Here is a 12,748-nt window from a genome sequence, read left to right as displayed (position 1 = left end):
AGAATTCTCATCGGCTCGCTTGATGCGGTATCCCGGCCACTGAATCACAGCGAGCTGTGCACTCGGTACACAGGGTCAACAATTCCTGGGCCCTGTGAGCCAAGTCACATGAGGGGAGGGAGGGTCGGGTGGGGGCGTGGGAGCGCTCCAGAGCTTTCATGAACGCAAATATCGAGGTGGGAGTCATGGTCGGAGTCGTACGGCGGGGTCCCGGACGGGGGCGCGCGAGGGAGCGGGCCGGGGGCGCGCTGGGGGGCGCATCGAGGGCGCACACGACGGCTCACGGGGCCGCGACGCCCGCCGACGCACTGCCGACGCACGGGTGGACCGAGGACACGACCTAGGTCTCGGCTGGTCCTGTGGGCCGATGCGGGTATGCCACCGCCGGGGCTAGCGTGGACGACGTGCTGCAGAAGACAACCGCCCCCCATACCGAGGCCGTCCCCCCCGAGGCCGTCCCGCATCCTGAGGGAGTGAGTAACGACGAGTTCCGTGCCGCGCTCTCCCGGCTGGCCGCCGGGGTGGTGCTGGTCACCGCCTACGACCCGGACGACGGCCCGAACGGCGCGGACGCGGGGATGACGGCCACGGCCTTCATGTCCGTGTCCCTGGACCCACCTCTGGTGGTGGTGAGCCTGCGCACCGGCTCCCGGATGGACGACCTGCTGGACGAGCAGCCGATGTGGGCGGCGTCGATGCTCTCCGAGAAGCAGGTGCAGATCGCCGGCCGCTTCTCCATGAAGGGCCGGATCAGCGACCGGCTGCTCTTCGAGGACGTCTCCTACCGGCGTGGCGAGGTGAGCGGGGCGCCGCTGATCGACGGGGCGCTGACGGTGCTGGAGTGCCGTACGGAACAGCGGATCGTGACCGGCGACCACACGCTGGTCGTGGGCCGGGTGCTGACGGCGTCGGTGCCGGGCGGCACCGGGGACGCCGGCCCCCTGACGTACTTCCGGGGAAAATACCGGCAGTTGGGGAAGAGCTGAGCCGGGCCCACGGCTGCGGACACCCCATCGCCTGCCTGCCGCTCCTCCCGCTATAGGTCCAATGCCGGTGATTTCAGGTCTTCACGCGGGGACAGGTCCGGTGGCGGCGTGGGGGAGCGGGGCTTCCGCATGTCCGGGGGTGGCCGGCTCAGGGGGTGGGCCCAGAGCCCGGAGGACGGTGGTGAGGGGAGAGCAACGTGCGGGATACAAGAACATCCGGCGGGCCGTAACAAGCCGTTGCCAAGATCCCGGCACACCTGACCGGAAGGGGTACCGGGCCATGCGTCCTTCGCCGAACACCACCACGGGCACCAGCACTTCGGGCACCAGCCGCCGTAATTTCCTGCGCCAGGTCGGCGTCACCGGAGGTGCGGGGGCCATGCTCGCCACCATGGGAGCGCTGGGTCTCGCCCCCACAGCCGAGGCCGCGAGCCGCGAACCGGCCTTCCGCGCGCCCAGAACGGGCGACTTCACCCTCAAAGGCAGGGCGGCGGCCAAGGTTGTCATCGTCGGCGGCGGTATCGCCGGTCTCACCACGGCGTACGAACTGGGCAAGGCGGGCTACGACTGTACGGTCCTGGAGGCCAGGGACCGTACCGGCGGCCGCAACTTCACCGTACGCGGCGGGGATTCGACCACCGACCTCCTCGGCAACCGCCAGACGGCGCGGTTCACGGACGGCCAGTACATGAACGCCGGTCCCGCCAGGATCCCGCAGTGGATGATCACCATGGACTACTGCCGTGAACTGGGCGTCCCCGTCGAGGTCTTCACCAACAGCAACGCCAGCGCCTACATCTACAACGAGAAGGCCGGCATGACGTCCCCGGTGCGCTACCGCACCGCCAAGGCCGATACGTACGGCTACGTCTCCGAGTTGCTCGCCAAGGCCACCGGCAGGGGCGCCCTGGACGCGGAGCTGACCGCCGACGACCAGCAGCGGCTGCTCGAATTCCTCCAGAGCTTCGGGGACATCGGCAGCAAGCTCACCTACACCGGCACCGAACACCGCGGCTACAGCGTGGACCCGGCCGCCGCGGGCACCCCGGGGGTGGAGCTCGGCGACGTGCCCACCGTGTCCGAGGTGCTCTCCAGCGGGGTGGGCCGCTACTTCTCCTTCGAGTTCGGCTACGACCAGGCGATGCTGATGTTCCAGCCGGTCGGCGGCATGGACCGGATACCTCAGGCGCTCACCCGGGCCGTCGGCCAGGGAAGGATCCGTACCGGCGCCGTCGTCCGGAAGATCACCGACAAGGCGCACGGCGTGAGTGTCACCTATGAGCAGCACGGCCGTACGCGCGTGATCGACGCGGACTACTGCGTCGCCGCCCTACCGCCCCACATCCTCGCCAAGACCGCCCACAACCTGGGCGGCGCGGTGCAGACCGCGCTGGAGGCGGTGAAGCCGTCGTCGGCGGGCAAGATAGCCCTGGAGTACCGCAGCCGCTGGTGGGAGAGTGATCACCGGATCTACGGCGGCATCACCGAGACGGACATGGATCTCAGCCATATCTGGTACCCGTCGTACGGCTTCCACGGCCGGCGCGGCACGCTCATCGGCTACTACAACACCGGCACCAACGCGGACACCTACGGGAACATGACCCCCGCCGACCGTGAGAAGCGGGCCGTCGCCCAGGGCGAGAAGATCCACGGCGCGAAGTACCGCACCGAACTGGCCTCCTCCTTCTCCCACCACTGGCGGCAGACCCCGCACCTGGAAGGTGCCTGGCACAGCATGGCCGGCGGTCCCGACGCGCCGGTCTTCGCGCCGCTCAACCGGGCGGCGGGACGGGTCTACTTCGCCGGCGACCATCTTTCGTACGCCGACGCCTGGCAGCACGGCGCCTTCACCTCCGCCCGGAAAGTGGTGACCGCCCTTCACGAGCGCGTTCTCGCCTAGGGCCTGTCCGCCGGACGTCCTAGGACCAATCCCGGCCGGTGCGCCCCCGCTTCGTCTCCGCGCGCTGCTTCTTCTGGCGCAGCCTGCGCTCGTTGATGCCACGCGGGATCTTCGTGGCCCGGCGAGGACGGGGCGGCGGGGCCGTCGCCTCCGCCAGGAGCGCGGTCATCCGGACCAGAGCCGTCTCGCGGTTGCGCCATTGGGAACGGTGTTCGGACGCGCGTACGGTCACGACGCCGCCCACCAGCCGGCTCCCGAGCCGCTCCAGCGCCCGCTCCTTCCACACCGGGGGCAGCGCCTCCGTCTTGCCGAGGTCGAAGCGCAGCTCCACCTGCGAGTCGCTGGTGTTGACGTGCTGCCCGCCCGGTCCCGACGAGCGCGAGAAACGCCACATGAGCTCGGCCTCCGGAAGGGAGACGGAGCCGCGGATGACGTGCGGGGAACCGGACATGTGTCCATGGTCCCGTGTCCGCACAGACAAATCAAAGGCGTTAAGGAACCTCTGAGTCCTCTGCCTGCGTTATGCGGGGTGACGGTAGCTTCGGAGCCGATAGAAGCCCGCACCAGAGCTCGTATACAACGAAAGGGACCATCCCCATGGCTGTAAGCCTGTCCAAGGGCGGCAACGTCTCGCTCACCAAGGAGGCACCGGGCCTGACAGCCGTCACGGTCGGCCTCGGCTGGGACGTCCGCTCCACCACCGGTACGGACTTCGACCTCGACGCCTCGGCGATCGCGGTCAACCCCACCGGAAAGGTCGTATCCGACGGTCACTTCGTCTTCTTCAACAACAAGTCGACGCCGGACCAGACCATCGTCCACACCGGTGACAACCGCACCGGCGAGGGCGCGGGCGACGACGAGGCGATCAACGTCAACCTGGCGGGTCTGCCCGCCGACGTCGACAAGATCGTCTTCCCCGTCTCGATCTACGACGCGGAGACCCGCAGCCAGAACTTCGGCCAGGTCCGCAACGCGTACATCCGCATCGTCAACCAGGCCGGTGGCGCCGAGATCGCGCGCTACGACCTGAGCGAGGACGCCGCCACCGAGACCGCGATGGTCTTCGGTGAGCTGTACCGCAACGGCGCCGAGTGGAAGTTCCGCGCGGTCGGCCAGGGTTACGCCTCCGGCCTCACGGGCATCGCCACGGACTTCGGCGTCAACCTCTGAGTCACCGACGTCCCGGTCGCCGGCTTCCCGGTCCCTGACCGGGCGAGTGCGCCGACCGAGTGAGTGCGAAGGGCCTCCGGCCGCGGCCGGGGGCCTTTGGCGTGCGCGGCCCTGCGGCGCCGTGCGCGACCGTGCGCGACCCTGCACGACCGTGCGCGGCGACCTGCGGTGCCTCAGCCGGTCGGCCGCGGCGGTTTCCCGGAGCCGTACAGCCAGGTGTCCCAGAGAGCCGTCAGATCGCGGTCCGTCCGCTTCTGCGCGAAGGCGGTGAAGTCGGCGGTGGACGCGTTGCCGTGCCGGTACGCCCGCGCCCAGCCGCGTACGAGCGCGAAGAACTCCTCGTCGCCGACCGCACGCCGGAGCTGATGCAGCACCATGGCGCCGCGCCCGTAGACCGGCCGCCCCAGGAGCTGGGCGGCGTTCGGCGGCCTGGCGGGCGGGAAGCCCCAGTTCGCCGGGTCGTCGTACGCCCTGTCGAAGCTACTCTTCGCCGGGACGCCGTTCATGTCCTCGGCCCAGAGCCACTCCGCGTACTCGGCGAAGCCCTCGTTGAGCCACATGTCCCGCCAGGACTTGGGGGTCACCGAGTTGCCGAACCACTGGTGGGCCAGCTCGTGGACGAGGATCTCGACGCCGCCCGGTCCGGGCAGGAAGGGCCTGTTCTGGGTCTCCAGGTTGTAGTCGGCGTCGCCGGGCCGTCCGATGATCACGCCGGTGGAGGAGAACGGATACGGGCCGAAGGTCTTCTCGCCCCACTTCATGACCGCCGGGATCCGCTTGAGCAGAACGTCGCCGGCGGCGGCCACGTCCGGATCGACGGCGGTGTGGACCTGGATCCCGGCCGGGCTCGACGTCCGCGACCGGGAGGTCTTGGTCCGGTACGGGCCGACCGCGACCGTCGCGAGATAGCTCGCCATCGGTTCGGCGCAGTGCCAGCTGAAGGTGGTACGGCCGCCGGCCGTCCGCTCCCTGGTCAACTCACCGTTGGAGATGGCCTGTTGGCCCTTCGGCACGGTGACCTTGATGTCGTAGGCCGCCTTGTCGCTCGGATGGTGGTTGCCGGGGAACCAAGCCATCGAACCCCTCGGCTCGCCCAGCGCGACGGAACGCTTCCCCGCCCGGAGCCAGCCCTCCCGTACCCGATCGCTGTCGAGCATGGTCCGGGGGGCACCGGAGTAGCGGACGACCGTACGGAAGGTGGCACCGCGCCCGATGGCCGCGTGCGGCACCAGCGTCAGCTCGGCGTCGGCGCGCCGGACCCGGGCCGGCTCGCCGTCGACGGTCACCCGGCCGACGGTCAGACCGGCGAGGTCGAGGTTGAACGAGCTGAGCCGCTGCTCGGCACGGGCGGTGATCCGGGCCGTGGCGTCGAGGCGGCCGGTGGCGGGGGCGTAGTCGAGAGTCAGGCCGTAGTGCGTGACGTCGTACCCGCCGTTGCCGAGCTCGGGGAAGTACGGGTCACCGAGTCCGGCGGCGCCCGCGGCGGCGGGAGCGGGCGGGGCGGCCGGTTCGCTCTGTCCCTCGCAGGCCGTGAGGCCGCCGAGGACCGGGACGAGAACCAGAAGGGCGGCGGCGAGGGGCGCGGAAGCGGTACGGCACGGGCGACGCCCGGGTGGGCGCTGCTGCCGGCGCGGGCTCTGGTCCTGGTGCACGCGGTGATCGTAGGCCGCGCCCGCCCCGCTCCCCGGCGGGCGGAAACTCGTCCGCGCGGCGCCGTGACACCATCGGGCGCGTGCTTGACATCGGCTACTCCCTCTCCCGTCGCTTTCCCGATCCTCCGCAGACCGACTACCGCGGCGCCGACGTCCGGTCCCTGCGGCACGATCTCTTCTGCGGGGACGTGTACCTGGCCGACACCAAGGCCGACCGCGAGGTGTCCACCGGCTGGGGATGGGTGCCGGTGCTCGACTTCGCGTGGGCGCTGTGCGACATCGTGGAGCAGCTGGACCGCGACCCGCGCGGCAACCGCTCGGCCCACCGGCAGTACGCCGAGCTGGACTTCACCGAGTCGACGGACCGTCTGCTCTTCGAGCGGCGGTTCGGCTGGGTGGACGTGACCGCCGACTGGATGCCTGCCGACGAGGCCCCGCTCACCTTCGGCCACCGGCTGCTGCGCCGCGAGGCGCGCGACTTCCTGAACGATCTGCTGGCCGACCTCGGCGACATGCACGAGGGACTGATGGACAACCCGATGATCTGGGACGTCCAGGCCCGCTTCCCCCGCGTCTGACCGCCCCTTCACATTCCGACCTGCTACGACGTGGTCCGACATCGCCTTATGTGGGGGGAGATGGGCGGATCCTCGCGCCCCTGTCGGACGTTTTCGGATTGGCAGGAGTACAACCGACGAAGCCGGGCAGACGCACTTCTGCCGGGACGCCACCAGGAACCGACGCCAGGTTCACCCCCCACACGGCTGAGCCCCCGGAGCACATTGAAGACCCCGGCCCACCCCCACGGTCGGGGTCTTCCGCCCGCTGCGCCGAGGTGGCGTCATTCGCCTCGCCAGATGTTGTCGAAGGCCGCCTGCTCGATGGAGCGCCGCTGCCGTTCGGCCTCCAAGTCCCTCAGCGCGTTGTGGACGCCGACCAGGACCGCCGCCGCCGGCTCGTCGGCCGCGACGAGGGGGTCGGGAAGATCTTCGAGCTGCCTGCCGCCGATCCCGACGGCCGTGGCGAGCGAGGCGAGGACCGGCTCGTCCGATGTCCGGCGGTCGAGTGCCGCTCGGCGGGCGGGGTTGTCGGTCACCACAAGGCGGCTGGTCCCGAAGGGGATCCAACGTGAGCGGCGTTGCTGGGTGATCTGCCCCTCCGACCTGAGTGCGGTGAGATAGACGGCCGCCAGGCCGCGGCCTCTGCGCCACAGCCAGTCCTCGACCGTCTCGTACGGTTCCTGCCGGGTGAACGAGGACGATGCCTCGTTCAACAGACGCTCGCTTGCCGCCCCGTCCCAGCCCGGGAGAGTCTCGCCCGGCACATTCCCGCCCGGCACGATGCGATCGTCCTCCAGCGTCGCGGCCCGCGCGTTCAGGAGGTCGATCAGCTCCGCTCCCGCGAGCGCGAGCGACAGATCGCCTTCCCCCGGAGGGCGACTGGACGACAGCTCCAGGGTGGTGATCAACAGGTCCCGTGGTGTGGTCATCAACGGCTCCACGTCGGGTGCGCGGTCGCTGTCTGTGACCAGGCGACCGGGTGGCTGGTCAGCGCCCCGTCGGCACGCACGCGCACCACCACCTTCCACCGTACGGATCAAGGGCGACACGTGCATCCCGCGTCGACGCCCGGCACGGTCCTCCGGCCCCCGCTCCCGTCGGCGCGCTCAGCCGCCCGGCGCGTCCTCGACCCGCACGCCGACCTGCGCCGCGAACGCCGGTGCCAGATCGAGCAGCTGCGACGTACTGATCACGGCGCCCGCCAGCCGGTCGATCCCGCGCGCGATGCCCAGCTCGGCGACGGTCCGCAGGTCGACGTTCTTCATCCGTACGCCGCTGAGGTCCGCGTCCTTCAGGACACAGTCACGGAACTCGACGCGCTCCAACTCCGCTCCCCCGAAGTCCGGTTCGGCGAGGACACAGCCCTCGAACACCACGTCCTTCAGCCTCGCCTTCCGCAGATTCAGATAGTCGATCTTGCCGCCCCTGATCAGCACCCGCTCGAACACCGAGCCGTGCAGCTGCACCCCGCCCAGCCGCGCGTCCACCACCTCGACATCGCGCAGCGACGCTCCCCCGAGATCCGTCCCCACCCCCCGGACGCCCTCCAGGACGCAGTCGATGAACCGGGCCCGGCCCAGATCCGTCCGGTCGAGCCCGCATTCGCGCAGCGCGCAGTCGATGAACCGCGCCCCCGGGCCCTCCTGGTCGGCCAGATCCAGTCCGCCGAACTCCTGCCCGTCGTACTCCCCGTCGGGCTCCAGCTCTCCTTCGTACGGCACCAGTGGCGGCAGCCGGACCTCCGGCCGCCGCGCCGGCAACACACCCCCGCCGGCCGATCCCGTCTTCCCCCTCACTGTCTTGCCTGCCGCCGTCTTTCCCGCCGCTGTCCTCCGAGCCATGTCCCCATCGTGACGCACGCCACTGACAACGCCCCCGGATACGGCCTCCGCGGTGTCACAAACGCGCCCGCTGTTCCGTCAATGACACGGAGACCTCCGCACATGGAGACCGTGAACGAGCGAAGGGCAACAGCCATGGACCACATCACCGTCGTCGGCGGCGGCTTCGCCGGACTGACCGCGGCCATCTCGGCGGCCGAGTCGGGGGCCAGAGTGACCGTCTTCGAGGCGCACCACACCTTCGGCGGGCGGGCCCGCACCTCGGAGGGGCCCTACCGCGCCAACGAAGGCCCACACGTCTTCTACCATCGCGGCCCCCACTGGTCCTGGTTCCGGCAGCGCGATCTCCTCGGCCCGATGGCGCGCGTACCGGCCCTCGAAGGCGCCCGTTTCCGCTTCCACCGCGACGGCGCCCTCCGCAAGGCACCGCCCTTCGGGCTGCTCAAGGCGAGCCGCAGCAGGGCCGAACGGGCGCCCGTGGACCTCGACTTCCACACCTGGGCCACCGAGCGGCACGGCCACGACGCGGCCGTGGCCGCCGCCCGTTACGCCGCCGTCGCGCTCTTCCACCACGACCCGGGCTCGCTCTCCGCCGCCTTCGTCCAGGAGCGGCTCCGGCGCGCCGCCACGGTCCCGCCGGAGGCGCACGTCGCGGTCGGCGGCTGGAGCCAGGTCATCGACCGGATGCTCGCGCGGGCCTGGAATCTGGGCGTACGCATCGAGACCGTCGCCCGCGTCGACACCCTCCCCGAGGACGGACCGGTGATCGTCGCGACGTCGCTCGACTCCGCCCGGCGGCTGCTCGACGACGAGAGCCTGCGGTGGGAGAGCGGGCGCACCGCCCTGCTGGACCTCGCGCTGACCACGCGCAAGGGCGACCCGTTCGTCATCTGCGATCTCGACGCGCCGGGCTGGCTGGAGCGGTTCACCGCCGCGGACCCCTCACTCGCACCGGCCGGTGAGCAACTGCTCCAGGGACAGTTCCCGGTCGGTCCCGGCGAGTCCTCCGCCGTGGGCATCGCGCGCGCCGAGGGCCTGCTCGACCTCGGCTTCCCCGACTGGCGCGAACGGGCCGTGTGGCGGCGCCAGTCGCTCGCCGGGGGCCGTACGGGAGCGGTCGACCGGCCCGGCACCACCTGGCGCGACCGGCCGCGCATCGACCGGGGCGACAGTGTGTTTCTCGTCGGCGACCAGGTCGCCGCACCGGGCGTGCTGTCCGAGGTGTCGTTCACCAGCGCGATCGAGGCCGCCTCGCTCGCGATGCGCAGGATCGGCTCCGTACGGCTCCGGCACTCCGCTTGACCTCAAGTCCTCTTGAGGTCGGAGGCTGGCTCCCGTACACAGCACCGGGACACGCGCACCGGACACGCGGCGTAACGCGACGTAGACGACCTACGCGAGACGCCAACGCCGGAGCGCGCGCACCCGGACACCACGAGGGAGCCAGCCATGCACGCCATCCGCCTCCACGCCTTCGGGCCCGCCGAGAACCTTCTCCACGAGCGGACGGACGACCCCGTCCCCGGCCCCGGCCAGGTGCGGATCGCCGTCGCCGCGGCCGGGGTCCATCTCCTCGACACCGCGCTGCGCGAGGGCATGCGGGGGCCGTACCCCACGCCCCTCGAACTGCCCACCATCCCCGGCCGCGAGGTGGCGGGCACGGTCGACGGGCTCGGGGAGGGCACCGACCCGGGCTGGCTCGGCAAGCGGGTCGTCACCCATCTGGGCATGGTCCCCGGCGGTTACGCGGAACTCGCCGTCGCCGACGCCGCCAAGCTCCACGAGATCCCCGGCACCCTCGACGCCGCCGAGGCCGTCGCCATGATCGGCACCGGCCGCACCACCATGGGCATCCTCCAGTTCACCGCCCTCGGCCCCGAGGACGTCGCGATCGTCCCCGCCGCCGCGGGAGGCATCGGCACGCTCCTCGTCCAGTACGCGAAGAACGCGGGCGCCACCGTCATCGGCCTCGCCGGCGGTCCCGCCAAGGTCGCGCGCGTCAGCGAGAACGGCGCGGACCTCGCCGCCGACTACACGCTGCCCGACTGGCCCGAGACGGTCCGCACCCACCTCGCCGGGCGCCACGCCACCGTCGTTTTCGACTCCGTCGGCGGCGACACCGCACGCGCCGCCGTCGACCTCCTCGGCAAGGGCGGGAAGCACATCGTCTTCGGCTGGTCCGGCGAGGGCCTGCACGACGGTGAGCCGCTGAGCTACTCGGAGGAGGAGCAGGCGGCGCGCGGCATCACCTCCGAGGGCGTCCTCGGCCCGGTGATGATCCAGAGGGCGGGCGGCGATGTACGCGCACTGGAGATCCGCGCACTGGCCGAGGCCGCGGCGGGCCGCCTCCGCCCCGCCGTACAGCGCTTCCCGCTCGCGGACGCGGCCGCGGCTCACCGCGCGCTGGAGACGCGCGGCACGATGGGCAAGGTGGTCCTGGAGCCGCCGCGCGACCGGTCCGGCGCCTGAGGCCGAACGGGCCGACGACGGGCGGGAACCGGGAGCGATCAGGGCGCGGGCACGATCAGGCCGCAGGCACGCGGTCGGGCCGCACCCGGTCCGGACCTCAGCCCGACGCCGGGCCGGGCGCCGCCAGCCGCTCGGCCAGCCGGTCGAGACCCCCCTTGATCAGCTGCCCGTATCCGTCGTCGCCCAGCGTCCCCACCGCGTCCAGCCCCCGCGCCAGATGCTCCCGGGCGAGATCCGGCTCACCCAGCCGCCGGTACACATCGCCCAGGTTCAGATGCAGCGACGGGTAGAACGCGGCCACCGGGCTCGCCACCCCCGCACGCCGCGCCCGCTCGTCCGAGACCAGGTCCGCCGCCTCCAACGCCCGTAGATCCCAGACCAGTTCCTCCCGCGGATCGTCCTGGACATCGGCCATGGAATGGGCGAGCGCACATATGTGGAACGGGTCGCCGTCCGCCCCCAACCGGTCCCACACCCCGGCGAACACCCCCCGGGCGGCGTCCCGTTCCCCCCGCTGCCCCAACTCCATACCGCGCCCGATCTCGGCCATCACGGGATCGGGCTGCTGAACGGTCTCGATCGACTCGGACACGGGTCCCCCAGGAATATCGGCGCCATCCGCACTCGTCACCGAGAGTAAAGGCACCCACTGACAATCCCGTTCGACGATCCCCGCCTCACGCGTCGGGCGCGACCGCCCCGCCCAGCTTCGCCAACTCCCCGTCCGTCAGCCGGAACACCGTCCACCCGTCCTGCGGCCGAGCCCCCAGCGCCCGGTAGAAGGCGATCGACGGCTCGTTCCAGTCCAGCACCGACCACTCCAGCCGCTCGTACCCGCGCTCCACGCAGATCCGCGCCAGCTCGGTCAGCAGCGCCTTCCCGTGCCCGCCGCCGCGCAGCTCCGGACGGACGTACAGGTCCTCCAGATAGATGCCGTGCACCCCGCGCCACGTCGAGAAGTTCAGGAACCACAGCGCGAACCCCGCCACCGCGCCCTCGTCCGTCTCCGCGATGTGCGCGTACGCGGCGGGCCGCTCCCCGAACAGCGCCTCACGCAACTGCGCCTCGGTCGCCCGCGCCTCGTCCGGGGCCTTCTCGTATGCCGCCAGTTCACGGATCATCGTGTGGATCACCGGAACGTCAGCGGCCTTCGCCGTACGAATCATGACCGCAGCCTGCCCTTTCTGCGGCTACCGCGCCAGCAGGTTCCGGCCCAGGGCCGCCCACATCGGCACCAGCGCCCGCTCTCCCCGGCGGATGTCCCACAGACAGTTCTGGAGCACCCGCCCCAGCGACCACGCCCGTGCGCGCTCCCGGTCCAGCCCCATGACCTCCGTCATCAGGTCGAACCTCCAAAGGATGTCGCCCTCGTCGAAACGGTTGGCGATCGCCGGCAGCAGCTCGAACCCCGGATCCCCGCGCAGCGGCTTCGGATCGATCGCCAGCCACGGCTCCCGGACCCCACCCCCGGGCCCCGGCGACGGCGCCAGCACGTTCTCGAAGTGCAGATCCCAGTGCAGCAGCCGGTCCCCCGGCTCGCCCGCCACCTCACGTACGGCCGCCGCGCAGTCCTGGAGCAGCCGCCGCTCCCCGCCGTCGGCGAGCAGGCGCACGGTCGCCGGCGCCTCGTCGAGCATCGCCCCCGCGATCTCCCCCAGCCCGCGCAGCCCCGCCGGCGCGGGCCGCGCGGTCAACCGGGCCAGCAGCTCCGCGATCACCCGAACCCCCTCCCGTACGCCGACGGCGCTCAAGTCCCGTGCCGCGTCCAGCCGCTCCAGCAGCAGCGTGCCCGACTCCTCGTCGTACTCCAGCAGCCGCACCGCGCCGTCGCCGTCCCACGCCCGCAGCGCGAGCGGCTCACCGGCCGTCTCCTCGTCGAGGCTCTGGAGCTTCAGCACCGCCGGCGTGCCATCCGCCCGCTGCACCGGCAGCACGAGCGCGCACATGCCGTGCATCGCCGGGCCCGTACGCCGAAGCTCCCACCTCTTAAGGAAGTCCTCCGCACGCGCCGGGAGGGCGGCGATGAACGCACGCCCCCGCGCACCGAGAAGCCTCGACTGCGTCCGCACCAATTCCGCCGGGATCTCCACCGCACCGAGCCTACGAGCGCACCCCCCGAAACCTCGACCACGTTTCCGCGCCGCTCCCCCAGGCACCCGACCTG

The 12,748-nt window shown here is 71.5% G+C and carries 13 protein-coding genes; 6 read left to right on the top strand and 7 right to left on the bottom strand.

Features of this window, described 5'->3' with window-relative positions:
• Window positions 1-407: 407 nt before the first annotated feature.
• Complete coding sequence (locus ACIBBB_RS24205; RefSeq protein WP_398985582.1) at window positions 408-986, top strand: flavin reductase family protein; 579 nt, start codon at window positions 408-410, stop codon at window positions 984-986.
• A gap of 379 nt (window positions 987-1,365) precedes the next feature.
• Window positions 1,366-2,889, top strand: a complete 1,524-nt coding sequence (locus ACIBBB_RS24200; protein WP_398985580.1) for a flavin monoamine oxidase family protein — start codon at window positions 1,366-1,368, stop codon at window positions 2,887-2,889.
• Between the two features lie 19 nt (window positions 2,890-2,908).
• Here ACIBBB_RS24200 and arfB read toward each other — a convergent pair whose 3' ends face one another.
• On the bottom strand, window positions 2,909-3,340 hold the full coding sequence (gene arfB, locus ACIBBB_RS24195; protein WP_398985281.1) for an alternative ribosome rescue aminoacyl-tRNA hydrolase ArfB: 432 nt from the start codon (window positions 3,338-3,340) through the stop codon (window positions 2,909-2,911).
• 146 nt (window positions 3,341-3,486) lie between these two features.
• Here arfB and ACIBBB_RS24190 point away from each other — a divergent pair, with 146 nt between their 5' ends.
• Complete coding sequence (locus tag ACIBBB_RS24190) at window positions 3,487-4,062, top strand: TerD family protein (protein ID WP_398985279.1); 576 nt, start codon at window positions 3,487-3,489, stop codon at window positions 4,060-4,062.
• 173 nt (window positions 4,063-4,235) lie between these two features.
• On the opposite strand, the gene ACIBBB_RS24185 is transcribed toward ACIBBB_RS24190, so the two are convergent.
• Complete coding sequence (locus ACIBBB_RS24185) at window positions 4,236-5,714, bottom strand: M1 family metallopeptidase (RefSeq protein WP_398985277.1); 1,479 nt, start codon at window positions 5,712-5,714, stop codon at window positions 4,236-4,238.
• 80 nt (window positions 5,715-5,794) lie between these two features.
• On the opposite strand from ACIBBB_RS24185, the gene ACIBBB_RS24180 reads away from it, so the two are divergent.
• Entirely contained in the window at window positions 5,795-6,292 is a 498-nt protein-coding gene (locus ACIBBB_RS24180) for a hypothetical protein (protein ID WP_398985275.1), read from the top strand.
• Between the two features lie 263 nt (window positions 6,293-6,555).
• On the opposite strand, the gene ACIBBB_RS24175 is transcribed toward ACIBBB_RS24180, so the two are convergent.
• Together ACIBBB_RS24175 and ACIBBB_RS24170 are read right to left on the bottom strand one after the other, a co-directional pair.
• Window positions 6,556-7,203 carry a GPP34 family phosphoprotein gene (locus tag ACIBBB_RS24175; RefSeq protein WP_398985273.1) on the bottom strand — a complete coding sequence of 216 codons (648 nt, stop codon included), beginning with the start codon at window positions 7,201-7,203 and terminating at the stop codon, window positions 6,556-6,558.
• A gap of 177 nt (window positions 7,204-7,380) precedes the next feature.
• On the bottom strand, window positions 7,381-8,115 hold the full coding sequence (locus tag ACIBBB_RS24170; protein WP_398985271.1) for a pentapeptide repeat-containing protein: 735 nt from the start codon (window positions 8,113-8,115) through the stop codon (window positions 7,381-7,383).
• 135 nt (window positions 8,116-8,250) lie between these two features.
• On the opposite strand from ACIBBB_RS24170, the gene ACIBBB_RS24165 reads away from it, so the two are divergent.
• Window positions 8,251-9,417, top strand: coding sequence for an NAD(P)-binding protein (locus ACIBBB_RS24165; protein ID WP_398985578.1), 1,167 nt, complete (start codon window positions 8,251-8,253; stop codon window positions 9,415-9,417).
• 147 nt (window positions 9,418-9,564) lie between these two features.
• Window positions 9,565-10,584: a zinc-binding dehydrogenase gene (locus ACIBBB_RS24160; protein WP_398985269.1), complete on the top strand. Its 1,020-nt coding sequence runs from the start codon at window positions 9,565-9,567 to the stop codon at window positions 10,582-10,584.
• A gap of 97 nt (window positions 10,585-10,681) precedes the next feature.
• Here ACIBBB_RS24160 and ACIBBB_RS24155 read toward each other — a convergent pair whose 3' ends face one another.
• The 3 genes from ACIBBB_RS24155 to ACIBBB_RS24145 all read right to left on the bottom strand — a co-directional run bounded on the left by ACIBBB_RS24155 (window position 10,682) and on the right by ACIBBB_RS24145 (window position 12,668).
• A complete protein-coding gene (locus ACIBBB_RS24155) occupies window positions 10,682-11,176 on the bottom strand; it encodes a hypothetical protein (protein WP_398985268.1) in 495 nt (164 codons plus the stop codon).
• 85 nt (window positions 11,177-11,261) lie between these two features.
• A complete protein-coding gene (locus tag ACIBBB_RS24150; RefSeq protein ID WP_398985266.1) occupies window positions 11,262-11,750 on the bottom strand; it encodes a GNAT family N-acetyltransferase in 489 nt (162 codons plus the stop codon).
• A 24-nt stretch (window positions 11,751-11,774) separates the two neighbouring features.
• Window positions 11,775-12,668, bottom strand: a complete 894-nt coding sequence (locus ACIBBB_RS24145; protein WP_398985576.1) for an aminoglycoside phosphotransferase family protein — start codon at window positions 12,666-12,668, stop codon at window positions 11,775-11,777.
• Window positions 12,669-12,748 lie beyond the last annotated feature (80 nt).

It is taken from the genome of Streptomyces sp. NPDC051217, assembly GCF_044455465.1.
Classification (GTDB): Bacteria; Actinomycetota; Actinomycetes; order Streptomycetales; family Streptomycetaceae; genus Streptomyces.
Note: the sequence above shows the minus strand (reverse complement) of the source record. Positions and strands in the feature narration are given on the sequence as shown.

What these genes read in the sequence shown, in the direction of transcription:
- ACIBBB_RS24200 (WP_398985580.1), top strand. Translation starts at nt 1,366, where the DNA reads ATGCTCGCCACCATGGGAGCGCTGGGTCTCGCCCCCACAGCCGAGGCC.
- arfB (WP_398985281.1), bottom strand. Translation starts at nt 3,340, where the DNA reads ATGTCCGGTTCCCCGCACGTCATCCGCGGCTCCGTCTCCCTTCCGGAG.
- ACIBBB_RS24190 (WP_398985279.1), top strand. Translation starts at nt 3,487, where the DNA reads ATGGCTGTAAGCCTGTCCAAGGGCGGCAACGTCTCGCTCACCAAGGAG.
- ACIBBB_RS24175 (WP_398985273.1), bottom strand. Translation starts at nt 7,203, where the DNA reads ATGACCACACCACGGGACCTGTTGATCACCACCCTGGAGCTGTCGTCC.
- ACIBBB_RS24170 (WP_398985271.1), bottom strand. Translation starts at nt 8,115, where the DNA reads ATGGCTCGGAGGACAGCGGCGGGAAAGACGGCGGCAGGCAAGACAGTG.
- ACIBBB_RS24165 (WP_398985578.1), top strand. Translation starts at nt 8,251, where the DNA reads ATGGACCACATCACCGTCGTCGGCGGCGGCTTCGCCGGACTGACCGCG.
- ACIBBB_RS24160 (WP_398985269.1), top strand. Translation starts at nt 9,565, where the DNA reads ATGCACGCCATCCGCCTCCACGCCTTCGGGCCCGCCGAGAACCTTCTC.
- ACIBBB_RS24150 (WP_398985266.1), bottom strand. Translation starts at nt 11,750, where the DNA reads ATGATTCGTACGGCGAAGGCCGCTGACGTTCCGGTGATCCACACGATG.